The 24,444-nt window shown below is 69.3% G+C and carries 20 protein-coding genes and 1 pseudogene; 9 read left to right on the top strand and 12 right to left on the bottom strand.

What is annotated here, in order from left to right; translation table 11 throughout:
• Nucleotides 1–150: 150 nt before the first annotated feature.
• Nucleotides 151–1,065: a phytanoyl-CoA dioxygenase family protein gene (locus AC2YHT_RS09355; RefSeq protein WP_487289366.1), complete on the top strand. Its 915-nt coding sequence runs from the start codon at nucleotides 151–153 to the stop codon at nucleotides 1,063–1,065.
• A gap of 17 nt (nucleotides 1,066–1,082) precedes the next feature.
• Here the strand turns inward: AC2YHT_RS09355 and AC2YHT_RS09350 are convergent.
• Both AC2YHT_RS09350 and AC2YHT_RS09345 read right to left on the bottom strand, forming a co-directional pair.
• Nucleotides 1,083–1,230, bottom strand: a pseudogene (locus AC2YHT_RS09350) (hypothetical protein); the annotation flags it as partial.
• A gap of 18 nt (nucleotides 1,231–1,248) precedes the next feature.
• On the bottom strand, nucleotides 1,249–2,913 hold the full coding sequence (locus tag AC2YHT_RS09345; RefSeq protein ID WP_487289364.1) for an O-linked N-acetylglucosamine transferase, SPINDLY family protein: 1,665 nt from the start codon (nucleotides 2,911–2,913) through the stop codon (nucleotides 1,249–1,251).
• Nucleotides 2,914–3,018: 105 nt separating this feature from the next.
• Here AC2YHT_RS09345 and AC2YHT_RS09340 point away from each other — a divergent pair, with 105 nt between their 5' ends.
• The 6 genes from AC2YHT_RS09340 to AC2YHT_RS09315 are packed head-to-tail and all read left to right on the top strand — an operon-like array spanning nucleotide 3,019 to nucleotide 7,691.
• A complete protein-coding gene (locus AC2YHT_RS09340; RefSeq protein WP_487289363.1) occupies nucleotides 3,019–3,999 on the top strand; it encodes a 3-oxoacyl-ACP synthase III family protein in 981 nt (326 codons plus the stop codon).
• A gap of 10 nt (nucleotides 4,000–4,009) precedes the next feature.
• On the top strand, nucleotides 4,010–4,231 hold the full coding sequence (locus AC2YHT_RS09335; protein WP_487289362.1) for a phosphopantetheine-binding protein: 222 nt from the start codon (nucleotides 4,010–4,012) through the stop codon (nucleotides 4,229–4,231).
• On the top strand, nucleotides 4,231–5,265 hold the full coding sequence (locus tag AC2YHT_RS09330; RefSeq protein ID WP_487289361.1) for a 3-oxoacyl-ACP synthase III family protein: 1,035 nt from the start codon (nucleotides 4,231–4,233) through the stop codon (nucleotides 5,263–5,265). The genes AC2YHT_RS09335 and AC2YHT_RS09330 overlap by 1 nt, the downstream gene beginning before the upstream one ends.
• Nucleotides 5,262–6,023, top strand: coding sequence for an SDR family NAD(P)-dependent oxidoreductase (locus AC2YHT_RS09325; RefSeq protein ID WP_487289360.1), 762 nt, complete (start codon nucleotides 5,262–5,264; stop codon nucleotides 6,021–6,023). The genes AC2YHT_RS09330 and AC2YHT_RS09325 overlap by 4 nt, the downstream gene beginning before the upstream one ends.
• A 25-nt stretch (nucleotides 6,024–6,048) precedes the next feature.
• A complete protein-coding gene (locus AC2YHT_RS09320) occupies nucleotides 6,049–6,672 on the top strand; it encodes an LbetaH domain-containing protein (RefSeq protein WP_487289359.1) in 624 nt (207 codons plus the stop codon).
• The gene (locus AC2YHT_RS09315; RefSeq protein WP_487289357.1) at nucleotides 6,672–7,691 is read left to right on the top strand and encodes an aromatic ring-hydroxylating oxygenase subunit alpha; all 1,020 of its coding nucleotides are present in this window, start codon (nucleotides 6,672–6,674) and stop codon (nucleotides 7,689–7,691) included. The genes AC2YHT_RS09320 and AC2YHT_RS09315 overlap by 1 nt, the downstream gene beginning before the upstream one ends.
• Nucleotides 7,692–7,925: 234 nt before the next feature.
• Here AC2YHT_RS09315 and AC2YHT_RS09310 read toward each other — a convergent pair whose 3' ends face one another.
• The 3 genes from AC2YHT_RS09310 to rhaT (AC2YHT_RS09300) form a co-directional block, all read right to left on the bottom strand.
• The gene (locus AC2YHT_RS09310) at nucleotides 7,926–9,605 is read right to left on the bottom strand and encodes an O-linked N-acetylglucosamine transferase, SPINDLY family protein (protein WP_487289356.1); all 1,680 of its coding nucleotides are present in this window, start codon (nucleotides 9,603–9,605) and stop codon (nucleotides 7,926–7,928) included.
• Between the two features lie 119 nt (nucleotides 9,606–9,724).
• Nucleotides 9,725–11,608, bottom strand: coding sequence for an NPCBM/NEW2 domain-containing protein (locus AC2YHT_RS09305; RefSeq protein WP_487289355.1), 1,884 nt, complete (start codon nucleotides 11,606–11,608; stop codon nucleotides 9,725–9,727).
• Between the two features lie 7 nt (nucleotides 11,609–11,615).
• A complete protein-coding gene (rhaT, locus tag AC2YHT_RS09300) occupies nucleotides 11,616–12,683 on the bottom strand; it encodes an L-rhamnose/proton symporter RhaT (protein ID WP_487289354.1) in 1,068 nt (355 codons plus the stop codon).
• A 161-nt stretch (nucleotides 12,684–12,844) separates the two neighbouring features.
• On the opposite strand from rhaT (AC2YHT_RS09300), the gene AC2YHT_RS09295 reads away from it, so the two are divergent.
• On the top strand, nucleotides 12,845–13,198 hold the full coding sequence (locus AC2YHT_RS09295; RefSeq protein WP_487289353.1) for a hypothetical protein: 354 nt from the start codon (nucleotides 12,845–12,847) through the stop codon (nucleotides 13,196–13,198).
• Between the two features lie 102 nt (nucleotides 13,199–13,300).
• Here AC2YHT_RS09295 and AC2YHT_RS09290 read toward each other — a convergent pair whose 3' ends face one another.
• From AC2YHT_RS09290 to AC2YHT_RS09260, 7 genes are read right to left on the bottom strand one after another with little or no spacing between them, the layout of a single operon-like run.
• Nucleotides 13,301–14,005: an IclR family transcriptional regulator gene (locus AC2YHT_RS09290; RefSeq protein ID WP_487289351.1), complete on the bottom strand. Its 705-nt coding sequence runs from the start codon at nucleotides 14,003–14,005 to the stop codon at nucleotides 13,301–13,303.
• A 9-nt stretch (nucleotides 14,006–14,014) separates the two neighbouring features.
• The gene (gene rhaT / locus AC2YHT_RS09285) at nucleotides 14,015–15,070 is read right to left on the bottom strand and encodes an L-rhamnose/proton symporter RhaT (RefSeq protein ID WP_487289350.1); all 1,056 of its coding nucleotides are present in this window, start codon (nucleotides 15,068–15,070) and stop codon (nucleotides 14,015–14,017) included.
• A 6-nt stretch (nucleotides 15,071–15,076) separates the two neighbouring features.
• Complete coding sequence (locus AC2YHT_RS09280) at nucleotides 15,077–18,352, bottom strand: glycosyl hydrolase (protein WP_487289349.1); 3,276 nt, start codon at nucleotides 18,350–18,352, stop codon at nucleotides 15,077–15,079.
• Between the two features lie 52 nt (nucleotides 18,353–18,404).
• Nucleotides 18,405–18,614 (bottom strand): hypothetical protein, encoded by a 210-nt coding sequence (locus AC2YHT_RS09275; protein ID WP_487289348.1) that lies wholly within the window; start codon nucleotides 18,612–18,614, stop codon nucleotides 18,405–18,407.
• Nucleotides 18,615–18,618: 4 nt separating this feature from the next.
• A complete protein-coding gene (locus AC2YHT_RS09270) occupies nucleotides 18,619–19,935 on the bottom strand; it encodes a glycoside hydrolase family 1 protein (RefSeq protein ID WP_487289347.1) in 1,317 nt (438 codons plus the stop codon).
• 43 nt (nucleotides 19,936–19,978) lie between these two features.
• A complete protein-coding gene (locus tag AC2YHT_RS09265; RefSeq protein ID WP_487289346.1) occupies nucleotides 19,979–20,917 on the bottom strand; it encodes an alpha/beta hydrolase in 939 nt (312 codons plus the stop codon).
• A complete protein-coding gene (locus AC2YHT_RS09260) occupies nucleotides 20,917–23,232 on the bottom strand; it encodes a TonB-dependent receptor (RefSeq protein ID WP_487289345.1) in 2,316 nt (771 codons plus the stop codon). The genes AC2YHT_RS09265 and AC2YHT_RS09260 overlap by 1 nt, the downstream gene beginning before the upstream one ends.
• 284 nt (nucleotides 23,233–23,516) lie before the next feature.
• Here AC2YHT_RS09260 and AC2YHT_RS09255 point away from each other — a divergent pair, with 284 nt between their 5' ends.
• Nucleotides 23,517–24,422 carry a LysR family transcriptional regulator gene (locus AC2YHT_RS09255; RefSeq protein ID WP_487289343.1) on the top strand — a complete coding sequence of 302 codons (906 nt, stop codon included), beginning with the start codon at nucleotides 23,517–23,519 and terminating at the stop codon, nucleotides 24,420–24,422.
• The last annotated feature ends 22 nt before the right edge of the window (nucleotides 24,423–24,444 follow it).

Here is a 24,444-nt window from a genome sequence, read left to right as displayed (position 1 = left end):
TCCCCGAATGCGGTACGTAGCCTGCGCGCCACATGGTTAACGGACGCTAACCGTCGCCGTGTACGGGTTGCGACGGATTGCCTCGTCGCCTTGAAGCGGTATTCATCTCATCCGTCGCCGTCGTGTTCGGCGGTCATGGAGAAGCTTTCGATGTCGGCCATGTCGCCCGGCCCGGTGCGGGATCTGATCGAGCGCGGCTATCACGTGCTTCCCGGCGGACTGGACGCCGATGCGGCGGGCCGGCTGCTCGCGCGCATCCGTGATCTGCGCAGTTTCGGCGAGGAGCTGTTCCTCAGCGAGGAAGAGTTCGACGCCAACCCGCAGTATGTCGGCGTCAATCCGGCCCCTGGCCGCAACCTGCTGGAGCGCTTCGACGAGGAGCTGGCCTTCGTCGAGAAGGACGCCGGTCTGACCGGCGCGGTGGCCGGCCTGCTGGGCGACGACTACGAGATCCTGCTCAAGAAGCTGATCTGCGGCGTGCCGGCCTCGGCCGTGCCGCAGTGGCTGAAGACGCGGATCCACGGCAACCCGGTCAACAACCTGGGCCCCTATGTGAAGCCGCAGTACCGGGACGTGACCTATTTCTACGGCATCGACTTCCACCAGGACCTGATCGACTACAAGGACCGGGAAGCCGACTTCATCACCCTCTATGTCTATCTGCACGACGTGGGCGAGCGCGACGCGCCGCTGTTCCTGCTGGAGAACAGCCAGACCCTGGGCGGCACGCTGTTTCCGCACGACCTGACCAAGGACGAGAGCGGCTGGACCTACAGCGATCGCAAGGGCGGGCAGGTGCACTGCCCGCAGCACCTGCTGGTCGGCCCGGCCGGCTACGCGGCCATGTGGCACGCCTGCACCCTGCACGGCACCCAGCCCGACGCCGCCGACCACGAGCGCCTGTCGCTGCGCTACCTGATCGCCCGCAAGCCGAGCCGCAAGGACACCGGCATCGACGCGGTCAACGCCACGCTGAAGGGGCCGCTGAGCCTGACGGCGACGCGGAATGATCTGGACGAGGCCGGTGCGGCGAAGGTGAAGGCGAATAGCGTCAACGAGGCGTAGGGCTTTCCTTTGCCTCGTCATCCCGGGCGGAGGGCCGCGCAGCGGACCGCAGACCCGGGACCCAGGGGCGGCCGCATAGCGCTCGCTACCGCCCTGGGCTGATGAAGCTGGCTGCTGCGCCCACTCCCCTGGGTCCCGGCTCTCCGCTGCGCTGCGGCTGGGATGACGAGGAAATGGTGAGCGTTAAACCTTGCTCGCCATCGCCTCGAACGCCGCCTCCATCCGCTGGGTGAAGCCCGTCTCGTCGCGATAGGGCGAGGCGTCCAGAGCCGGCCGGATCCTGGCGCGCAGGGCGGCCAGGGCCTCGTGGTCCTGGTCCAGACGCGCGGCGAAGGCGGCCATGGCGTTCCAGTCGTCGAACAGCAGCTCTTCCAGTCCCATGGCGCTCAGCGCCTCGACGGCGACGCGGCTGTAGTAGTCGCGGCCTCGGATCGCCAGCACCGGCACGCCGCGCGAGACGGCCTCCATGGTCGTGGTGCCGCCACCGACGGGACTGGGGTCCAGCGCGAAGTCGATCTGCGTGAAGGCCTGCTCGTATTCCTCGCCGGTCGTCTTGCCCTCGAACTGGATGCGCTGGGGCGCGATCCCGTGAGCCAGGAACCGGCACTGGATCGTGGTCTGCAGCACCGGATCGACGAAGTAGCTGTACTTGAACAGCAGCTCAGCCGTCGGGCAGGCGTGCAGGAGAACTGCCCAGCCGGCGACGGTCTCGTCGCTGATCTTGGCCGGGTGGTTGAAGCTGCCGAAGGTCAGATGGCCGGTCTCGATCGCCGGGGAAGGCGAGGGGGTCGCCGTCGGCGTCGGCCGGAAGGCGGCCAGGATCGGGCCGATGTCGTGCAGCGTCTCGACGAACAGCGGCGGGGCGTCTGCGGTCAGCATGTGCGAGCCGAGCATGGAATAGTCCATGGCCTCCAGACCCGTGGTCTGGATCCAGTTCAGCCAGGCGACCTGCACCGGCGCCGGCCGGCGGGCGAACACCGCCAGGCGGTTGCCCGACGCATGGCCCCAGACGTCGACCAGCACGTCGATCGCGTCGGCGCGGATCAGGTCGGCGTGGGCGTCGTAGGTCAGGGCCTTGCAGGACCGCACCGTGACGTGGCCGGGCAGGACTTCTTTCTCGGCGTGATCGACATAGGCGAAGACCTCGAAGCGCTCGGGGTCGTGGTTCTCGAACACCAGGTCGACGAAGTGGCGCAGCTGGTTGGCGAAGCTGGGCGCCACATAGCCGACGCGCAGCTTGCGCGCGCCGTCCCAGGCGGGCGGGAAGGTCGGGGCGGCGGGCCTGACCTTCCGCATCACCTCGCCCCAGCGGCGGGCGGTGTCGGCCTGGCGCTGCAGGCCGTCCTTGGCGAACATCAGCGAATAGAGCACGAAGCCCGAGAGATAGGACGCCCCGGTCAGGCCCACCGCCTTGTCGAAGGCCGCCAGCGCCGCCTCGATGCGGCCGGCGTGGTGCAGCGACTGGCCGTAGACGAACAGGCCCTCGTTGGCCGCCACCGTGGGATCGTTCAGCGCGCAGCCGCAGGCCGCGGCGGCGACCCCGACATAGTCCTCGGCGTAGAACAACCGGCCGACGTCGAGGGCGAAGGCGGCGTCGCGGGCGACCCGGTCCAGCGCGATGTCGTTCTCGCCCATCACCGTGAAGGCGTGGTTCATCCACGCGGTCTCGAAGGCCGCTCGGGCGCGGGCTTCCTCGCCCATCGCGCTCAGCGCCGCGGCGTGGAAGTAGTGGACCTGGACGTCGTCGCCGTTCCGGGCGGCCAGCGGACCCAGCAGCGCCTCGGCGCCGACGGCGTCGCCGGCCAGGAGCAGCTCCATCGCCCGAGGGAACACGTCTTGCGCCGACATTGAAGGTTTCCCGCAAATCAAACGGCTGGCCCTTGGGCCAACGACGCGCTTAGATTGCGCTCGACATTGTTCTGCAATGATTCATTCCGCGGCCGCGAGGCGTATATGTTGACCGCCAGGATCAAGGCGATCGCAGGTCACCTGCCCGAAGGCCGCCTGACCAACGACGCCTTGGCCGCACGCTTCCCCGACTGGAGCGCCGACAAGATCCTCGAAAAGACAGGCATAGCCGAGCGTCGCATCGCGGCGGACGGAGAGACCGCGCTCGACCTCGCCGAGGGCGCGGCGCGGGCCCTGCTGGCGAAGGAAGGCCTCGATCCGGGCGAGATCGACTTCCTGCTGCTGTGCACCCAGACGCCCGACTACGTGCTGCCGACGGGCGCCTGCCTGTTGCAGGCGCGTCTTGGGCTGCCGACCAGCGCCGGGGCCCTGGACTTCAACCTCGGCTGTTCAGGTTTTGTCTATGGCCTCAGCCTCGCCAAGGCCCTGATCGAGAGCGGCCAGGCCCGGCGCGTGCTGCTGGTCACCGCCGACACCTATTCCAAGCTGCTGGATCCCGACGACCAGAGCGTGCGCACCCTGTTCGGCGACGGCGCCGCCGCCACCCTGGTCGAGGCGGTCGAGGCCGACGCGCCGCTGATCGACCCGGTGGTGTTCGGCACCGACGGCAAGGGCGGCGAGCACCTGATGGTGCGACGCGGCGGCTTCCGCGAGCCCTCGGCCGGCGGCGACATGGTGCTGCGGATGGACGGTCCGGCGGTGATGGCCTTCACCCTCGGCCACGTGCCCAAAGCCGTGGACGGCCTGCTGCAACGCACGGGGCGGACGATGGAGGAGCACGACCTCTTCGTCTTCCACCAGGCCAACGGCTTCATCCTGGAGCGCCTGCGCCGCAAGCTGGCCATCGAGCCCGAGCGCTTCGTCATCGACATGCGCGAGGTGGGCAACACCGTGTCGTCGACCATTCCGTTGGCCCTCGCCCCATTGTTGCAGAGCGCGGGCGCCCCTAGACGGGGCCCCAGACGAGCGATGCTGGTGGGCTTCGGCGTGGGCCTGTCGTGGGCCGCCGCCAGCGTCGTCATTTGAGGAGACCAAGATGAGCGCCCTTTACGCCGGACTGGCCGAGATCTTCGAGGTCGACGAGTCCGAGATCTCGCCGGCGGCCGAGCTGGCCGCCTTCAACTGGGACTCGCTGGCGATCATCTCGACCCTGGCCCTGGTCGACGAAATCCATGGCGTGCTGGTCGACGGTCAGGCCCTGGCCAAGTGCGAGACCGTGGCCGACATCGAGGCGCTGGTCGCCAAGGAAACCGCCTGATGCAGCCCGCGCCCGGCGGCTATCGGATCGAAGGCGTCCGCCTGGCGGGCGTGGTCTCGACCGTGCCCGCCAGGCGGCTGGAGAACCAGGCGTTCGAGGACCGTCTGGGCGAGGCCGCCGTGGCCGACGTCGCCAAAATGACCGGCGTCCAGACCCGCTACTGGGTCGAGCCGGGCCAGACCACGGCCGATCTCTGCCAGGCCGCCGCCGAGCGGCTGATCGAGCGCCTGGCCTGGGACCGCGCCTCGATCGACGGGGTGATCTTCGTCTCCCAGACCCCCGACCACGCCCTGCCGGCCAGCGCCTGCCTGTTGCACGGCAAGCTTGGTCTTTCGCCGCACGCCCAGGCCTTCGACGTCGGCATGGGCTGCTCGGGATACGTCTACGGCCTGTGGCTGGCGTCGTGCCTGCTGCAAGCCGGCCTGAAGCGCGTGCTGCTGCTGGCCGGCGACACGATCAGCCCGCTGCTCGACCCCGACGACCGCGCCACCGCCGTGCTGTTCGGCGACGCCGGCTCGGCCACGGCCCTGGAGCGCGACGCCGCCGCCGCGCCGCTGCATTTCCGCCTGGGCACCGACGGGACCGGCGCGACCGATCTGATCGTGCAGGACGGCGGCTTCCGCTCGCCCTGCGGTCCCGCCAGCAGCATCTCTCCGACCCTGAAGATGGACGGCAACGCCGTCTTCGCCTTCACCCTGCGCGCGGTTCCGGCCCTGATCGAGGCCGTGCGCGCCGACGCCGGACTGACGGCCGAGGACGTCGACTTCCACCTGCTGCACCAGGCCAACCAGTTCATGCTGCGCCATATCGGCAAGAAGGCGAAGGCCCCGCCCGAACGCCTGCCGATCAACATCGGCAAGTTCGGCAACACCAGCTCGGCGACCCTGCCGCTGCTGCTGACCGACGCCTTGGCCGAGCAGCTGTCGAGCCAGGCCGCGACCCTGGTCCTGGCCGGGTTCGGCGTCGGCTATTCCTGGGGCGCGGTCGCCGGCCGCTTCGGCCCTCTCGACTGCGCGGAGACGCTGTACCTGTGAGCCTGCATCCCGAAGCCCTGGCCGGAAAGACCATCCTCGTGACCGGCGCCTCGTCGGGCCTGGGTCGGGCGACGGCGCAGGCCGTGGCCGCCGTCGGCGCGCGGGTGATCGCCGCCGGTCGCGACGCCGAGCGGCTCGACCAGACCCTGGCCAGCCTCGCCGGCGAAGGCCACGTCTCCCTGATCCAGGACCTTTCCGAAGGCGACGCCGCCACCGACGCGGTGGCCAAGGCGGCCATCGAGGCCGGCGGGCTGGACGGGATCTTCCACGCCGCCGGGATCGAGATGGTCCTGCCGATCCGCATGACCAAGGACGCCAAGCTCGACGAGGTGATGGGCGCATCGTTCGGCAGCGCCTTCGCCGTCGCTCGCGCCGCCGCCAAGGCCAAGGTCATGAAGGACGAGGGCTCGATCGTGGTGGTCAGCTCGGTCGCCGCCGAGCGTGGTCGCGCGGGCATGACCGCCTACGCCGCCTCGAAGGCCGCCGTGGAAGGCCTCGTGCGGTCGCTGGCCTGCGAGCTCGCGCCGCGTCGCATCCGCGTCAACGGCCTGGCGGCCGGCGCGGTCGAGACCGAGATGCACGAGCGGATCACCCGCGGCCTGACCGGCGACGGGATCGAGGCCTATCGCGCCCGCCACCTGCTGGGCTTTGGCCGGCCGCAGGACGTGGCGGCCGTCGCCGCTTTCCTGCTGACCCCGGCCGCGGCCTGGGTCACCGGCGCGATCTGGGACGTGGACGGCGGCTACAAGGCCGCCTGACAGGGCTACACGGAGGAAACGCGAGATGGACTACGTGATGGTCGGGGGCGGCGCGCTCGCCCGGGAAATTCTCGACTGGTTCGGCCCGCAGTTCGCCAAGAGCGGCGACCGTTTCGTCGGCTATCTCGACGACGGCGACGCGCCGATGGCCGCCTTCGGCCGCGACCTGCCGTACCTGGGCAAGATCGCCGGCCACGTTCCGGCCGCCGGCGTCCAGCTGGTCATGGGCATCGGCACGCCGGCCGGCAAGACGGCGGTCGGCAAGGCCCTGCGCGCCGCCGGCGGCAGGTTCGCCACCCTGGTTCACGACCGGGCCTTCGTCACCGCCTCGGCCAGGCTGGGCGAGGGCGTGCTGGTGGGGCCGTTCGCCAACGTTTCGTCCGACAGCAAGGTGGAAGACCTCGTCACCATCAACGGCCATTCCGGCGTCGGCCACGACGTGGTGCTGGGCGCCGGTTCGACCCTCAGCTGCCATGTCGACCTGACCGGGCGCGTGAAGGTGGGCGAGGGGGTGTTCTTCGGCTCCGGCGCGCGCGTGCTGCCGGGCGTGACCGTCGGTGCGGGCGGCACGATCGGGGCCGGCGCGGTGATCGTCCGCGACACTGTCGCGGGCGGCACCTACTACGCGGCTCCAGCCCGAAAGCTCTGATGACGCCTCAGGTCGACGCGCTCTACCGCCGCTACTGGCACCTGGTCGCCCACCGCTCGGAAGTCGCCGAGCCGGGCGCCTGGCTGCGCCTGGACTGGGCGTTCGGCGACCTCTTGGTGTTCAACGACGACGGCGAGATCGGGGCTTTCGACAATGTCTGCCCGCATCGCGGCGCGCGCTTCTTCGTCGGCGACCATGGCGTCGGACCGATGCTGTGCCCCTATCACGGCTGGCGCTACGGCGGCGGCGCCCTGAAGCCGGCCCTGGCCAAGAGCTTTGATCCGGACGTCCTGGCCGCCCAGACCATCGGCCGTTATCGCACCGCCTGGTGCGGCGACTTCCTGTTCGTCGGCGTCGAGCCGGAGCAGGACCTGGCCGACCAGCTTGGCGGCGCCGCGGCGCAACTGGAGACGGTGTCGAGGCTGATCACCGCGCGGCGCGACTTCCACGCCCTGCCGTTCGAATGCGACTGGCGGGTGGCGGTCGAGAACGCGCTGGAGACCTACCACGTCAATCTGATCCACGGCGAAACCCTGGCCAGCCTGGCCATGGTCGAGAAGAGCCTGGTCGTCGACGGCCCCAACCTGACCTGGGAGGGCGAGGTCACCGACAAGCGCACCCTGCGCGGCCTCTCGGCCCTGGGGCGCTACTTCGACGCCGCCGAGGCCTATCAGGGCTACTGGACGATCTACGTCTTTCCGTTCGCGATGATCTCGTCGACCTTCGGCTATTCCTACGCCGTGCAGACCTATTTCCCGGCCCGGGAGGGTCGGCGGACGCACTTCTGCACCCGCCTGCTCGACGGCCGCGTGCGCCCCGGCGCCGAACGGGCGGTCGAGGCCTTCCTCGACTCCAGCGCCGAGATGAACCGCCGGATCTTCGAAGAGGACCGCCAGATCTGCGAACGCGTCAGCCCCGCCTACGACCTGGAAAAGCCCCAGCGGGCCTTCGCGCGTTCCGAGGAGCGCCTGCGGCTCCTGCATGAGCGGCTGTCTGCGATGAAAAACCCTCTCTCTTAGAGAGAGGGAGGGGCCCATCGCGAAGCGATGGGAGGGTGAGAGGTTTCACCGCCGGCAGGTAAATCCTGACGCGTGATTATGTGCCGGTAACTATCTGATAAATAAGCATATAAACATCAGAACCTCGCACAACGGAGCGCTGCGCCTCGTTCTGAGAGTTTGTTACCTCTCACCCTCCCACGCCTGCGGCGCGGGCCCCTCCCTCTCTCAAAGAGAGAGGGATCTATCGGGCGGCTAGGCCTGCTCCGGCCACTTCGCCGCGAACATCCCGAGATAGGCCTCCTCCAGCGTCCGGGTGACCAGCGCCTCGTCGCGGAACGAGGCCTTGGCGAAGCCTTCCCAGGTGCGGTCGCGCAGGGCCTGCAGGCTGGCCGGATCTGCCGCCGCCGCGGCGGCCTTGGCGACGTAGTCGTCCCAGTTGTCAGCCACCAGGTCGGGCAGGCCCGCGCCCTCGACGAGTTGAACGCCGATGCGGCTGTAGAAGGTCGGTCCGCGCAGGGTGATCACCGGCACGCCGCGGGCGAGGGCTTCCAGGGTGGTGGTGCCGCCGGGGCAGGGGGAGGGGTCAAGCGACAGGTCGATCCTGGCGAAGGCCTGCTCGTAGTCGTCGCCCTGCGCGTGGCCCTCGTAGACCAGCCGCTCGGGGTCCACGCCATGGGCGGCGAAGCGCGCCGTCGTCGCCCGCGCCAGCACCGGATCCTCGAAATAGCGGTACTTGAGCAGCAGCCGCGAGCCCGCGACGGCGAGCAGCAGCCGCGACCAGCCGGCGACCGCCTCGTCGCTCAGCTTCGACGGATTGATGAAGCTGCCGAAGGTGACGCTTCCGCTGGCCAGGCTGGGGGCGGGGGAGGGCGTCGCCGGATCGGCGCGGAACGGGGCCGAGATCGGCTCCACCGGCCAGACGGTCTCGGTGAACAGCGTCTCCATGCCGGGCGTCAGGATGGACTGCGAGTGGATGGCGAAGTCCATCGCGCGCAGGCCCGTGGTCTGCTGATAGTTCAGCCAGGTGGCCTGCACCGGCGCCGCCCGGCGGGCGAAGATCCCCAGTCGCGAGCCGGAGGTGTGGCCCCAGGCGTCGATCAGCACGTCGATCTGGTCCTGGCGGATCAGGGCGACGGCTTCGTCGTCCTTTAGCGCGCCGATCGGGCGCACGGTCGGCCTGGCGGCCCAGTCCGTCGTGTCGTCGGCGTCGTTCGGATAGAGGAAGATCTCGAACCGCTCGGTGTCGTGGTGGTCGAGCAGCGGGGCCATGAACTGGCGGATCTGGCCGCTGGAGAACACCGGCGCCACATAGCCGACGCGCAGCCGGCGGCCGGCCAGCGGGGCAGGGGGCTGGGCTGGCGTCAGCACGGGCGTCTCGAAGCGCTCGGCCCAGGCTCTGGCGGCCTGGGCGTGCCGCGCCACCCCGTCCTGGACCATGAACAGGCTGTAGAGCTCGAACTGCTGGGCCGGCGCGCTGGTCGGCATGGCTTCAGAAAGCGCGCGGAAGATGTTGTTGGCCTCCTCGGCGCGGCCCTGGTGCAGGAAGGCCAGCCCCAGCGACACCAGCGACTGCGGCTCGTCCCGGCCGGCGATGACCGCCAGGCCGAAGGCGACGGAGGCGCAGGCCGGATAGTTGGCGTTGTAGAGGCGGTGGCCGGTCTGCAACGCGTATTCGCCGTCGGTCGTCAGCCGCCTGGCGTCGCCGCCGATAGCGCGGATGACCGCAAGGCCGTGGGTCAGGCGGGCGTCGTTCAGGGTCTGGGCGGCGGCGGGATCGCCGTTGGCCGCCTGGGCCGAGGCCAGCCAGTAGAGCGGCTCGGCCGTGCCCGGCGCCTTGGCGACGGCGGCCTTGGCCGTGTGCAGGGCCACGGCGGGCTTGCCCGTCAGCAGCGCGTTGCGGGTGCGAAGAAGATCCTGCTCGGGCGCGGCCATGGATTGCGATCATCTCGGGCGAGACGCCGCCCCCCATGGACGAAAACGAGTCACCTAACCGCCGATTGTAGCCGATCGGCCGGATCGCCAGAAAGGCGGTTCGGGCGGCTCGCGGCGTCTCAATGCGTCATCCGCGCGCCGCCCCAGACGACCGCCGGCGGCGCGGCCGCGTCGCTGGAGACGGCCACCAGCTCGACCACCTTCACGCCCTTGATCGACGCACTCAGCGCCACCGGCGTATCGCCGGCCCGCATCGGCTTGCTACGCGCCAGCAGCCGGCCGTCGCCATAGACGGCCAGGCGCACGCTCGCCCCGGACGTCTTCGAGGCGTCGTCGACGCCGACACTGGCGAAGAAGCGTCGAAACTCGCCCGCGGCCAGGACTTCCAGGCGCGAATTGGCCAGCACGCCGATCCCGTGGGCGAAGCGGCGCCCGCCCGCCGCCAGCGGCGTGCGATAGGGCGAGAAGTCTGCCTGGGCGCCGCCGGTGTGGCCGGCCGGTCCGACCGGTCCGTCGAAGCCGTCGGCCGGCGGCGGCCACGAGGGCTCCCGCGCCACATGGATGCGGGCGGGGATCTCCGACAGCAGCACGCCGTCGGCGATCAGCGGCGCGCCCCTGACCTCGAACACCTTGGTCTCGCGCGGCGCCAGGTCGAAGCCGGCTTGGCCGGTGAAGCCCGGCGCGTCCTTGCCGGTCCAGAGGTCGCGCAGGGTGACGGGCGCATCGGCGGCCAGCTTCAGCAGTTCGTTCGTCAGCGTGATCTTCGCCGGCTGGTCGCCACGGTTGAACAGCGCCACGGCCTTGCGCCCGCCGCTCAGCGTCTTGAGCAGGATCTGCGCCTCGCCCTCGTGGTGGACCAGCACGGCCTGGTCGCCCAGCGGGTCCTGGTTCACGGCCACGAGGTCGGCGGCGCCCCAGATGTCGAGCAGCGCTTTCGGCGCCTGGCGCAGGTCGTAGCCGATCAGCAGCGGGGCGGCGGTCATGGCCCACAGCGCAAAGTGGCTGCGGGCCTCGGTCAGGTGGTTTTCGTCGAAGTCGCCGGCGCCGATGTAGAGCATGTCCGGGTCGTTCCAGGCCCCTGGGCGGGCGTAGAGCGAGCGCGTCGCCACGCTGTCGAACGAGCGCAGCATCGAACTCCAGCGCGGGCTGATGTCGGGACTGGTGCGCCACAGGGCGCCGACCTCGCCGCCCCAGGCGCGCACGTCGCCGCGGCCCCAGGTGCAGATCGACAGCACGCGCTCGCCGTCGGCGCCGTGGCGGTCCATGGCGCCGGCGACCTGGCGGTACATCGCCTCGATCTGGGCCGAGGCGTCCTTGGCCGGTTCGCGGCGAACGATCAGCGGCTCGCGCGGCCGATAGTCATTGCGGCTCACGACCGGCGCGCCGGGCGCGTAGTCGGCCAGGCCACAGGCGTCGACCTTCACGTAGTCGAAGCCCCAGGTTCCGAAGAAGAGATCGATGTCCTGATCGACATGGCCCTCCAGCCCGACCTCGCGCTCGGCCGTCGAGCCGACCGGCAGGTTGGGCGATTTGAGGTCCCAGGCCTGCGAGCAGGCGTTAGCGCCGATGTCGGTATAGATGCCGGCCTTCAGGCCCATGCCGTGCAGGCGATCGACGAACGGCTTGAAGCTGGAGTCGCCGCCGGGAACCTCGGCGCTGGGAAAGATCGCCGTGCGGATCTCCAGACGGCCGTCGCTCTGCCGGCGCCTCAGCCACCAGCCGTCGTCGAGATTGACCTGCACATAGCCCAGCCTGGCCAGGCCGGTGTCGACCAGGGCCTGGGCCGAGCCCATGACCTTGGCTTCGTCGACCTCGGTGCGGAAAGCGTTCCAGGCGTTCCAGCCCATCGGCGGTTTGGCTGCTGCGCCAGGTTTTCGGGCCGTCCAGCGGCCCGTCGGCTCGAGGCCGTCCTGGGCGAGGGCGACGACCGGCGCGGCCAGCAGGGCCAGCGCCGCCGTCGCCGTCAGGAGTTTGCGCAGGCGGCGACGGGGCAGGGCGCGCATGGCGGTTTCAGGCTCCCAGCATGTTGCCGTAGCCGATCACCACCGTGGCGCCGACCAGCAGGGCGACGCCGGCCCAGACCATGTTGCGCACGGCGGGACGGGCGTCCTTCCATTCCTTGAAGGCGAAGCCCCACAGCGTGCCGAAGATGATGATGCTGGCCATGTGCAGGGTCCAGCTGGAGAAGCCGAACTTGCCCATCTGGCTTTCGCCCATGGTGTAGAAGAAGAACTGGAAGTACCAGGCCGTGCCGGCCAGGGCGCTGAGCAGGTAGTTGGCCAGCAGCGGCGGCCGATCGGCCGCTTCCTTGGCGTCGGGCGCGCGGCCGATCCATTGGCCGGCGCTGCGGTTTCTGACGATCAGGAAGGCGCACCAGACGCCGTTGGTGATCAGGCCGCCGAACATCACCAGGCACAGCACCGGCAGGCCGGTCCACAGCGGGCCGGTGCCGGCCGCCGCCGAGATCGCCTTGATCGGCTCGCCGGCCGCCAGGCCGAAGGCGAAGCAGGCCGACATGACGCCCGAGAACACCGCCACGGCGATGCCCTTGCGGAAGTCGAACTCGGCCACGGCCGCGCGCTTTTCATCCGGCGACAGGTCGCCGTCCTTCTTGGCCCCGGCCCAGGCCACTACGATGATGCCGGCCAGGGTCATCAGCAGGCCCAGCAGGATGATCCGGCCCGAGGTGGTGGCCAGCAGGGCGTCGGCGAAGGTGCCGCGCACCAGCGGCGGGATCAGGGTGCCGAACACGGTGCACAGGCCCAGGACCACGGCCATGCCCAACGAAAGGCCCAGATACCGCATGGTCAGCCCATAGGTCAGGCCGCCGAAGCCCCACAGCACGCCGAACAGCACGCAGAGGCCGACCACGTTCGACGGAACCTGGGCCATGACGCCGAGGAGATCGTGCGTTTGCAAGGAAGCGAAGAACCAGGGCGCCAGCAGCCAGGAGAACACGCCGCCGGTCAGCCAGTAGATCTCCCAGGACCAGCGTCGAACGCCGCGATAGGGCACGTAGAAACTGGCCGAGGCCAAACCGCCCAGCCAATGGAAAAGGACGCCCAAAAGCGGATTCAACGCCAACTCCCGTAATTTGGAACTTTGTTCTAATTAATGAGATGGTCGGTGCGCCGAGCGGATCTGTCAATGCGTCGCCGTGTTTGCCGGATGCAATCGCGTCCTGGACTTGCAGTCGCGAGGTTTGCGACTATCGCGCGCTTGGAGTTGGAGAGGGATCGATGCCGCTGGTGATCATGAACACTCCGCAAGGACCGGTGGCGGTCAATTCCACCGACGTGTTCTGCATCGTGCCGGAGCCGCAGACGCCGGCGGCTGACTGCGAAATCCGTTACGACGCGCCCAGGAGCGTGTTGGCGCTGCATACCGCCGACGAGGCCGCGGCGCGGCTCGACGCCGATCTGCGACGGCTGGCGGCGGCGTCGCTGGACTTCGACCATGTCTGGATCAATCCGGCGCGGGTCACCAGCGTCGTGCCGCATCCGCAGGTCGCCAGCGTCTGTTTCGTCGTCAGCGCCGCACGCAAGATCGCGGTGAAGGGCGAACTGGAGGCCGTGGTGGCGGCGCTGGGCTGAGCCAAAGAGCGTGCGGCTCGGCTTGGGATATTATTTCTGATAATATTCCTTAGGCGATGTACATTGATGCGTCCGCGGCGGTGTGTATCTAGGACTAAATTCCTATTCCCCACCGATCCTGCGGCTCAGAGCCTGGCCTGCCTCTCGCACCTGGCCTCTCAGGCGCTCCAGGCGTTCGTCGTCGAGATACTGCGGGATGGTCGACAGGCTGATGGCGGCGACGATCGCGCCGGCGGCGTCGCGCACGGGCGCGGCGATGCAGACGATGGCGTCGCCGAATTCGTCGCGGTGAAAGCCCAGGCCGCGAGCGCGCGCCTGGCGCATGACGGCGGTCCATTCTGGCGCTTCGTCGGCTTCGTCGTCGCTGTCTAGCATCAGCGCCTGGCCCATGGCCGTCTGGCGCAGCCGGTTGCGCGCGCCGACACCGTGGCGGACGACCAGCCGGCGCGTGCCTGGCGACTGGGCGACGTAGATCACCTCGTCGCCGTCGCGCACGCCCAGATTGGCCGCGTCGCCGGTGTCGCGGGTCAGGCCCTCCAGGATCGGCTGGGCGAGCCTGGGCAGATCGACGGCGCGCGCGGCGCTGGCGCCCAGGGCGAACATCCGCGGTCCAAGCTTGTAGCCGTGGCCGCCGACGTTCAAATGACCGCGTTCTGCCAGCAGCGCGGCTAGCCGGTAGGTCGTGCTGCGGCTCAGCGACAGCCGCTCGGCGATCTGCGCGGGACTGGCGCAGCCGGCGGCCACGGCCTCGAGGATGTCGAGGCCGCGATGCAGGGTCTGGGAGAGCTTCTGGGCGCTGTCGGTCATCGGGTCATCCTACGCCGCCAGCGCGTTGCCGATACCGATGACGACGGTCGAGGCCACCAGCACGGCGATGCCGGCGATCACCAGGCCGCGCGTCTTTTTGCTGGCCGCCGCCCACTCCTTCAGGGCGAAGCCCCACAGGGTCGAGAAGATGATGATGCTGGCCATGTGCAGGGTCCAGCTGGAGAAGCCGAACCGGCCCATCTGGCTCTCGCCCATCGTGTAGAAGAAGAACTGCAGGTACCAGGCCAGGCCGCCGAGGGCGCAGAGGCCGAAGTTGAGGGCCAGCGGGGCGCCCTGCCCCCCTCCCCGGCCCAACCACTCGCCGGCGCTGCGGTTCTTGAGGATCAGCCCGCCGCACCAGACGAGGTTGGTCGAGAGGCCGCCCAGCAGCACCACGCACAGCACCGGCAGGCCTTGCCACAGCACGCCCGTGCCGTGCTCCAGCGACAGCTTGCGGATCGGCTCGCCGGCGGCCAGGCCGAAGGCGAAACAGGCGCTCATGATCCCGGAGAACACGGCGACCGCCAGGCCCTTCCTGAGGTCGAACTCGCCGACGGCGGCGGTCTTGGCCTCGTGCGAAAGCTCGGCCTCCTTGGCCTTGCCGGCCAGGGCCACCAGCACGATGCCCAGCAGGGTGACGACGACGCCGGCCAGGATCACCCGGCCGCTGGTGTTGACCAGCAGCTTGTCGGCGAAAGTCCCGTCGAACAGCGGCGGAACCAGCGTACCGAAGGCCGTCGTCAGGCCCAGCGCCACGGCCATGCCGAGCGACAGGCCCAGATACCGCATCGTCAGGCCGAAGGTCAGTCCGCCCAGGCCCCACAGGGCCCCGAACAGCCAGCACCAGAACAGGGTGTCGCGCGGCGTCGCCGCCAGCACGGCCAGCAGGTCCTTTGTCTGCAGGCTGGCGAACAGCCACGGCGCGATCAGCCAGCTGACGATGCCGCCGGTCAGCCAGAAGATCTCCCACGACCACTTCCGCACGCCCTTGTAGGGCACGTAGAAGCTGGCCGAGGACAGCCCGCCCAGCCAGTGGAAGACGAGCCCGAGAAGCGGGTTGCCCATACGCGATTACTCCTGGCGCTCGACGATCAGCCTGGCCGGGTCGAGCAGGCCCGACGGCGACAGCGGCGCCTGGGGCGGATAGGGATCGAAGGTGGCGAAGGTCTTGGGCCCGGCGTAGCCCGGCTGCTTGTCGCCGATCAGGCGGTTGGGCCACAGATTGACGACCTTGACCTCGAGCTTGTTGTCGCCGGCCTTCAGGGCGTCGGTGACGTCGACCTCGAACGGCGCCTTCCACAGGACGCCCAGGTCCTTGCCGTTGACGCTGACGCTGGCCAGGTTCTTGACCGCGCCCAGGTCGAGCACGACGCGGGCCCCCTTCCCCGCCTTCGGAGCCTTGAAGGTGGTCGTGTAGGCGGCGGTTCCTGAGAAGTAGCGGACGGCGGGGTCGGCGTTGTCGGTCCAGGAGCCGGGCTTGACGTCCTTCAAGGTCGGGACTTGCGGGAAGCTCAGCGTCCAGCCGCCGTCGATGGTGGCGGCCACGGTGCGGACCTTGGCCGGAACGGTGCGCTCGGCCGGGCCGGGCTTGCGGAACACCACGAACACCGCGTCATGGGCGTTCAGCGCCAGGGGCACGGTGGTGCGGCCGCTGGCGGTCTTGTAGCTGGCCGGCGCGATCGAACCGGTGTCGGCCCGCCAGATCTCGGCCTCGCGGCCGCTGGTGCGGAAGCTGACCGAAGCGGTCTTGGCGTCACCCGGATTGCTGACGAAATAGAGGTCTCCGTCCGGCAACTGGCGGTGCACGAAGCGCAGGCCCGCGCCGCCGTCGTCGGCGTCCGGACCGATCCCCGCCAGGGCCGCGCCGAGGTCGGCGCTCACGCCGGCGAAGACCTGGTCGGCCAGGCGCTGGAACTCGGCCGGATCGTCCGACAGGCTGGGCGTGGCGTCGGGGCGGACGCCCACGATCGGCACGCCGGCCGCCTTCAGCGCGGCCAGCTTGCGCAGGACGGGAACGGTCATGCGGCGCACCGACGGATCGATGGCCAGCACGCGGTAGCGCATGCCGCTGGGCGTCGCGACCTGGCCGTCCTTGGCCTCCAACAGGTTCACCAGGGCGTCGCCGTTGACGAAGTCGTAGGCGTGGCCGGCCGGGATCTTCGGCATAGCCTTGCCATAGAGCTCGGTGATGTTGCCGTCCTCGCCGTAGAACCAGGCCACGTCGGCGACGAACCGGCCCTGCTGCAGCAGCAGCGAGCTGCGCGACAGATAGTCGATCCACGGCCCCGCCTGCTCGGCCCAGGTCTCCTTGCGGGTGAACCACTGGCCGAAGATGGCCAGGGTCATGCCCGGCCCGGCGGTGTCGAGCGGCTGATGCACCGAGGTGTGGATGATGAAGCGGTTGAGGCCGTTGGCCATCATCGCGTCGGCGGTCGGCTTCAGCTTGGCCGGGTCGTAGCCGAAGGTGCTGCTGGCGCTGGTGAACGACTCCGCCGCCACCAGGTTCTGGCCGTAGAGGTGGGCCACCGACGCTGATTCACGAATGTCGGCGTCGTAGCTGAAGGGATCGTTGGTTACCGGCACCTCGGTCCAGGTCGCGCCCATCGGCACGTCGGCGCTTTTCTTGACCTGCATGCCGTCGCCGACGAAGGCGCGGCCGGTCTCGTGGGACTCGCCGTAGCGCTTCATACCCCGCGCATGCAGGGCGTCAGACAGGGCGCCGTAGTGCTCGTCGGCGATCAGGTCGCCGATGGTCTTGCGGAAGTCCCACAGGAAGGCGTCGCTGGCCGCGGCGCTCTCGACCACCCGGCCGCTCAGCACCGGCAGCCAGGGCCTGGGGTCATAGCCGCGCCGGGCCTGGAACTGGGCCAGCATCTTCTCGGTCCAGTTGGCCGAGCCGGCTTCCCAGCTGTCGGTGATCATCGCCTGGACGCCGCGCTTGCCCATCAGCTCGGGGCCAACGGTCTGCTGGTAGAGGTCCAGATAGGTGTCGGCATAGGCGGTGACGTGCTCGCGGCTGAGCTTGTCGACCTCCAGGCCGGTGCCTTCGGCCGAGGCCGGGCTGTTCTGGCGGCCGGTCAGCGAATAGCCGTAGCGCAGCACCTCCCAGCGGCCGGCCGGCGGCGTCCAGTCCAGGGTCCCGTCGGGCTTGAGGCGGTCGGTCAGGTCGATCACGTCGGCGCGATGCACGATGGTATCGGCCGAGGCCTGGGGCGTGGGATCCTCGTCCAGCCCGCCGGCCGACGACCAGCCGGCCTTGTCTTCGAAGCGGTGCACCCGCGCCCCGGCCTCGAAGGCCAGCTCGGCGATCTGGTGGCTGGTCGGATCCTTCAGGCCGGCCATGGCCAGGGCCGGATTGGAGGGGCGCGGCAGGAAGACGACCCGGAAGTAGCGCGCCGTCGTCGCCGGGAAGGCCACGGTCTGTTGCAGGGCGCCGTGGACCGGCAGCTTGACGACCGGACGGAAGGTCTTGCCGTCGTCGCTGGCCTCGATGCGGCCTTCCGGCGCTGTGGCCCCGAACTCGCCGAAGCCGCCGGCGTGGGCGGCCACCAGCCGCAGGGCGCGCAGGGTCTGGGGTTTGGCGTATTCGACCTGGATCCAGGTTTCCTTGTCGGGCGCGAAGGGCAGCTCGACCTGGCGCACCAGGTCGCCGTCGGTCAGCAGGGCGACGTCGACCGGATTGCTGGCGGTGATCTTCGCGGGTGCAAGCGGGGCCTGCTCGGCGGCCGGCAGACGGTAGGCGACGACGGCCGCGTCGCGATAATAGGTCGGCAGCGGACCCTTGATCGCCGCCATGGCCGAGCCACCGCCCGGCACGCCCAGGAACGGTCCGGCCACCGACGGCGGCGCGGCCAGGGGCTTGTCGAGCTTGCGGCCGCCCTCGACGAACGTCTCGCTCCACACCAGCTTCTTCATCGCCTGTTCGGGCTTGACCCACGGGCCGCCGGTCTCGCTCCAGCCGGGCGAGCCGGCGATGGCGAACTCGAAGCCGTCGGCGTCGGCCGTCTCGACGGCGTGCTTGAACGCCGCCCGCCACTCCGGCGTCATGAACACCAGGCGTTTGTCGACGATGTGCGGGGTGTCGAAGAAGCCGCCGTCGTTGAAGCCCGCGTCGAAGTTCTGCACCCCGGCCAGGCCGATGCGCTTCATCCAGGCCAGGTCCTTGTCGATGCCGTCCTGGGTGACGTTGCCGCTCATCCAGTGCCACCAGACGCGCGGCCGGGCGGTGTTGGGCGGATCAACAAAGCTCGCGCCGAGGGCGTCGGCCTGCTGCTGGGCCAGGGCGGGCGATCCGGCGAGCATGGCGGCCAGGGCCGCTCCGGCGATCAGGCGTCGGGCGAGGGTCATGGGCAGATACTCCAGAGGCGGCCGCGCGCCGGCCGCCCCAACAAACAGGATGTCAGGCGGCGGAAGCGGCGCGACGGGCCTTCAGGCCCTCGACCAGCAGGGCCATGAAGCCGCCGAAGAAGCCGCTGAACAAGCCGCTGATCCCGTTGCCGAGCGCGTTTGCGGCGGCGTGCGGCGGCAACGGGACGACATAGCCGACGGCGGCGCTGATCACCGCGCCGATGACGCCGCCGATCAGCCCGGCGATGAGAGCGTTCTTCATGGCCTTAGATCCGGTTGGCGCGGGCGATCTGGCCCAGCAGCACGGCGCTGGGCTTGGGCGTGCGCACCTGAGTGGCGCGGTCCACCGCAACGATGCCGAATTTCGGCCCGTAGCCGAACACCCACTCGAAATTGTCCAGCAGCGACCAGTGGACGTAGCCCTTCACCGGGATGCCATCGTCCATCGCCGCCTTCAGGCCTTGCAGCGCGATCTTGATATAGGCCACGCGACGCGTGTCGTCCTCGATCGCGACGCCGTTCTCGGTGACGTAGATCGGCTTGCCCGAGAGGGCGTGGGCGTAGCGCACGGTCTGACCCAGGGCCTGGGGCGAGAACTCCTCGCCGGTCTGGGTCAGCTCGACGCCCTGCGGCGGCTGCATCTGGCCCTTGGCGTCGATCTCGGCGCGGCTGTAGGTCTGCACGCCGACGAAGTCGCCGGTCTGCTTGATGGCCTCCAGCCAGGGGTCGTAGCACTGGGCCCGCTTCTCGTCGCGCCGGCTGTGCTCGCCCACGGCCTGGTCGTCCAACATCGCCAGGGTGGCGCCGACCGGGAAGTCGCCGGGACCGGCCTTGATGGCGGCGTAGCCCTGCTTGTGGGCCTCGATCAGGTTGGGCAGCATCACGTCCTGGCGACCGAACTGGGCGCTGGAGAAAAGCGGCGTGCCGCAAGCCTTGGCCGCGTCGACCATCGCCTGCTTCATCTGGTCGAGGATGAACGGCGGCAGAATCCACTGCAGCAGCAGGCCGATATTGGGCTCGTTGAAGGTGGCGGCCCCACCGGCCAGATCACCCACGCCCTTGACCGCATAGGCGCAGTAGCGCGCGAACAGGGCCGGGCTTTCCGGGTTCTCCCAGCCGCCCTGGGCCGCGAACCAGCGCGGCACGACGAAGTGGTTGAAGGTGATCAGCGGCGTGACGCCGTGCTTGCGGCAGGTCAGGGCGACCCGGCGATAGTGCTCCAACTCGGCGGCCGAGAACTGGCCCTTGGCCGGCTCGATCCGCGCCCACTCCAGCGAGAAGCGATAGGTGTTCAACCCCAGCTTCGCCAGCAGGGCGATGTCGGCCTCGTAGCGATGATAGTGGTCGCAGGCGTCGCCCGACGGCTCCATGAACGGACTGGGCTTCAGCTGCTCCAACAGCCAGGTGTCACTGTTGACGTTGTTGCCTTCCACCTGGTGGCCGGCGGTGGCCGCGCCCCAGAGGAAGCCCTTGGGGAAGTCGCCGCCAGTGGCCTTGGCCTGAGACACAGCGGGAGCAGCGGCGGCCGCGGCGCCGGCCGCCATCAGCAGCCGGCGGGTGAGCGGGAGGTCACGGAAGGTCATCGGGATCTCCGGAAAAGGAACGCAATAAGGGTCACTGGAAGGGTCACTGGGCGGGCTTCAGCAGGCCGCGGGCGGCCATCCAGGCGTAGAACTGGTCGATCCAGAGATCGCTGGTCGTGCCCCGCTTGTGCAGGCCAAAACCGTGATCGCCCTTCTCGTAGACGTGCATCTCGACCTTGCCGCCAGCCCGTTTCCAGGCCTGGACGAGGCCGTAGTCGGTGTTGCCGAACAGCGGATCGTCATTGGCGATGGCGGTGAACATCGGCGGCGGATCGGCCGGCGGGGTCACCGTGTTCATCGGGCCGTAGATCGGAGCGATGAAGTCCGGCCGGGCGTCGCGCGCGTTGCGCAGTGTCGCGCCCAGGGTGGTCATGGCCCCGGCGGAGAAGCCCATCAGCCCTACCCGCTTGGGATCCACGCCCCACTCGCCGGCGCGCGAGCGCACCAGGCGCAGGGCCTGCTGGGCGTCGTCCAGCGCCAGGGGCTGGCTGATCGGCGGGGCCTTGTCGGCCCCGGCCTTGGCCGCGGCGCCGAAGCGCGCGCCCAGCACCTGCAGCGTCTCCTGGTCGTTGTCCGGCGTCGGATCCAGGCGGTACTTGAGGACGAAGGCGGCGATGCCGTGATCGGCGAGCCATTGCGCGACCCGCTCGCCTTCCCACTCCATCGACAGCAGCATGTAGGCGCCGCCCGGGGCGACGATCACCGCAGCGCCCGTCGCCTTGCCCTTGACCGGGAGATACGGCGTCAGGGTCGGCTTGGTGACGTTGCGCACGGCCACGCCGTCGATCAGGTAGTTCCAGTGCTCGACCTGGGTCGCGCCCTCCGAACCCGGCGCGACGCCGGGCCAGAGGGGGATCGCGCCGGGTTGGGCCGGCGTCGGGATCGTGCGGATCTCGACGCGCTGAGGAATGCCCTGGGCCAAGGCGCTCCCGGCGAACGCGGCGAGAGCCGCGCCCACCAGAAGGAAAAGCCTGCCCCGCATCAGAAGTGGCCTTCGAGGGTCACGCCGACGGTGCGCTCGGCCTCGCGGGTGCGCCAGTTGATGTAGCCGTCATAGCCGCTCTGGAACGGCAGGGTGATGATCGCCGCGTTGAAGTCCTGCTTGAGCAGGTTGCGGGCGAACACCCCGACGCGCCACTGGCGGTCTTCCGGACCGATCCCGGCCGAGACGTTGAGCACGCCGTAGCCCTTCTGGATGGTGTTGGGATCGCCGACGCTGTTCTGGGTCTTGGTGCGGTAGGAGTAGTTGGCCGCGGCGTCGAACGTCAGGGCGTCGGTGATCGCGTGCTCGTAGTTGGCGCCTAGCACGACGGTGACCTTCGGCGCGCCGGCCAGGGTCTGGCCCTTGGCCTGGTAGACGTAGGTGCCGTTGTTCAGGGTGCAGCCGACATAGCCGGCCAGGATCAGGTTGTTCGGGCAGCTGGTGATGTAGTCGGTGTACTTGGCGTCGGAATAGGTGGTCGAGGCGTTCAGCTTCAGCGAGCTGTTGACCCGCAGGTTGGCCTCGATCTCAAAGCCCTTGGCCTCCAGGCCGCCGGCGTTCTCGGTGACGAACTCGTTGTTGCGCAGCACCGCCGTCTGCAGGTCGGTGTACTTGTCGTAGAAGATGTTGCCGTTCAGCGTCAGGCGACGATCCAGCAGGGTCGTCTTGGCGCCGATGGTGACGTCGTCGACGGTCTGCGGGGCGACATTGGTCTTGGTGCCGCTGAGCGCCGAGAAGGTCACCGTCGGGCCGAGATAGCCGCGGGCCACGGTGCCGAAGATCAGCACGTTGTCCGAAGGCTTCCAGTCCAGGCCGATGCGGCCCGAGGGGCTGGACTTCGAGGTCTCGCCGGTCTGCAGGGCGCGCGGCGTATAGGGCACGGTGGTCCCGCCGGCCGTCAGGAAGGCCGGCAGCGACGGATCCAGTTCAGACCAGTTGGAGGCCTCGACCTTGTCCTTGGTCATGCGCGCGCCGCCCAGCAGGCTGAGGGTGTCGCTCAGCTTGTAGCGGCCGTCGATGAACACCGCGGCGCTGTCGGTCGTGGTCTTGCCGTGGTTCAGGCCGGCGGTGATCGAGACCACCGGGGCGGTGCTGTAGGGCGTGGCCGGGCGCAGCTGGGCGCTTTCGCCGGTGTTCTCGGTTTCCAGGCGCGAGACGAACAGGCCGGCGACATAGCTGAGGCGGCCGCTGCTGGGCGAGGTCAGGCGGAATTCCTGCGAGGCCTGGGTCTTGACCTGGCCCCGCGCCTGGGCGGTGAACTTGCTCTGGGGCGAGCCGTCGATCGAATAGACGTAGGGGTCCTCCTCGAAGCCGCGATAGGCGCTCAGCGAGGTCAGGGTGTACTCGCCCAGATCCCAGTTCAGCTCCAGCGAACCGCCGTAGTTGGTCGTGCTGTAGCTGCCGCCGCCGTCCTCGATCGACTTGTCGTTCGAAGCGCCCGGGGTGACGCCCAGGGCTGACAAGCTGGTGAAGGGCGCCAGGAAGTTGGCGTCGCTGGTCGGGGCCTTGTTCAGGGTCCACAGCTGGCCGGGGCCCTTTTGGCGCTGACGCGAATAGTCGCCGATCAGATAGGCGCTGAAGGTGTCGGTCGGCTTCCAGTAGACCTTGCCGCGGGCGCCGTTGTTGTGGATGCCGCCCCAGTCCTCGTTGCGCACGACGTTGTGGACGTAGCCGTCATAGGCCTTGTCGTAGAGGAAGATGCCGACGGCCAGGGTGTCCGACAGCGGGGCGGTGACGCCGCCATGCACGTCGCGCTCGTTCAGCGAGCCGTAGGAGGCGAAGAAGTCGCCCGTCGCCGTGGTCAGGCTGGGCTTGCGGGTGGTGATCGAGATGACGCCGCTGGAGGCGTTCTTGCCGAACTGGGTGCCTTGCGGGCCTTTCAGCACCTCGACGCGCTCCAGGTCGCCCAGGCTGTCGACCGGCGAGCCGAACGGAACCACGACCCCGTCGACCACCAGGCCGACCGGCGATTCCGAGCTGGAGGTGAAGCCGCCGGCCGAGCCGACGCCGCGCAGGCGGAAGCCGGAGTCGTTGGGCGTGGTGCCGAACTGCACGCCGGCGACCGAATACTGCAGGTCGGTCACGGCCTTGGCGCCGGTGGCGGCAAGCTGGTCGCCGCTGACGGCCGAGACGGCCAGCGGCACGTCCTGCAGGCGCTCGGAGCGGCGGGTGGCGGTGACCACCACTTCTTCGATGGCGATCGGCGACTCGGTGGTCGCGCCACTGGCGGGCGAGGCGTCCTGCGCGTGGGCCGCGCCGCCGATGGCGACGGTGAGGCTGGTGGCGGCCAGCAGGCTGAGCTTGAATGCGTTCATGGGGGTTCCCCTTCCCTGCGAGCCGGCGATCTTCGTCGTCCGGCTTCGTTTCCGTTTCCCTGGACCCCGGCTTGGCGCCGACGTTGGTGTTGAGCTGAACGGTAGCGAGGGGGTCCCGCACCGACCAATTCAATCGTTGAACAGCAACTATCACTCAAGATTATGCGGGACTGCATTTCATATAATGAAACCGACAACAGGCTTGCCCCAATGGCGTCGCTCGGTCTAAGCCGCTTGAAATGTCAGGGTCCACAGAAGGCCCGACGTCTCAGGAGGATCCCGCCGTGCGCTTTCACAACCTCGACCTGAACTTGCTGGTCGTGCTGGATTCCCTGCTTCAGGAACGCAGCGTCAGCCAGACGGCCCAGGCCCTGCGCCTCACCCAGCCGGCGATCAGCAACGCCCTCTCGCGCCTGCGCCAGCACTTCGAGGACGACCTCCTGGTCCAGGTCGGCCGCAAGATGGTCCCCACGCCGTTCGCCGAAAGCCTGGCCGTACCGGTGCGCGAGGCCCTGGACGGCCTGCGCCGTATCGTCGTCAACCGCTCGGAATTCGATCCCGCCGCCGCCGACCGCACCTTCACGTTCGTCTGCTCGGACTACGTTTTCAACGTCCTGATGACCGGGGCCATCCGCAAGCTCGTCACGGTCGCGCCGCGACTGAAGATCGTGGTGCTGCTGACCTCCGACCAGAGCGCGGCCCTGCTGGGCGAAGGCAAGATCGACTTCATGATCTCGCCCGAGCGCAAGTGCGATCCGGGCCATCCGAAGAGCCCGCTGTTCAGCGACCGCTTCGCCTGCATCGCCTGGCGCGACAATCCGCTGGTCGGCGCCAGTCTCAGCCTCGAGAAGTACCTGGAGCTGGAGCACGTGTCGGTGACGCTGGGCCCGCACAACCCGCCGCACATCGAGCAGGAGTCGCTGGATGCGCAAGGGGTGGAGCGCAACATCGTCGTCCACGCGCCCACCTTCAACTGCGTGGCCGAGATCGTGGTGGGCACCAACATGATCGCCACCGTCCACGCCCGCAACGCGGCCATTCTGGCCAAGCGCCTGCCGCTGAAGGTGCTGGCGCCGCCGGTGGAGATCGCGACGTTCACCGAGTTCCTGCAGTGGCACAAGAACAAGGAAACCGACGCGGGCACGCTGTGGCTGCGCGACTTCCTGATCGAGCACGCCCAGAGCCTTTAGGGGCGAGGGTCGGTGAACGGCC

The sequence above is a fragment of the Caulobacter sp. SRI_008 genome (genome assembly GCF_057586355.1).
The sequence above is the reverse complement of the archived record's forward strand: the minus strand, read 5'-3'. Positions and strand labels throughout refer to the sequence as shown.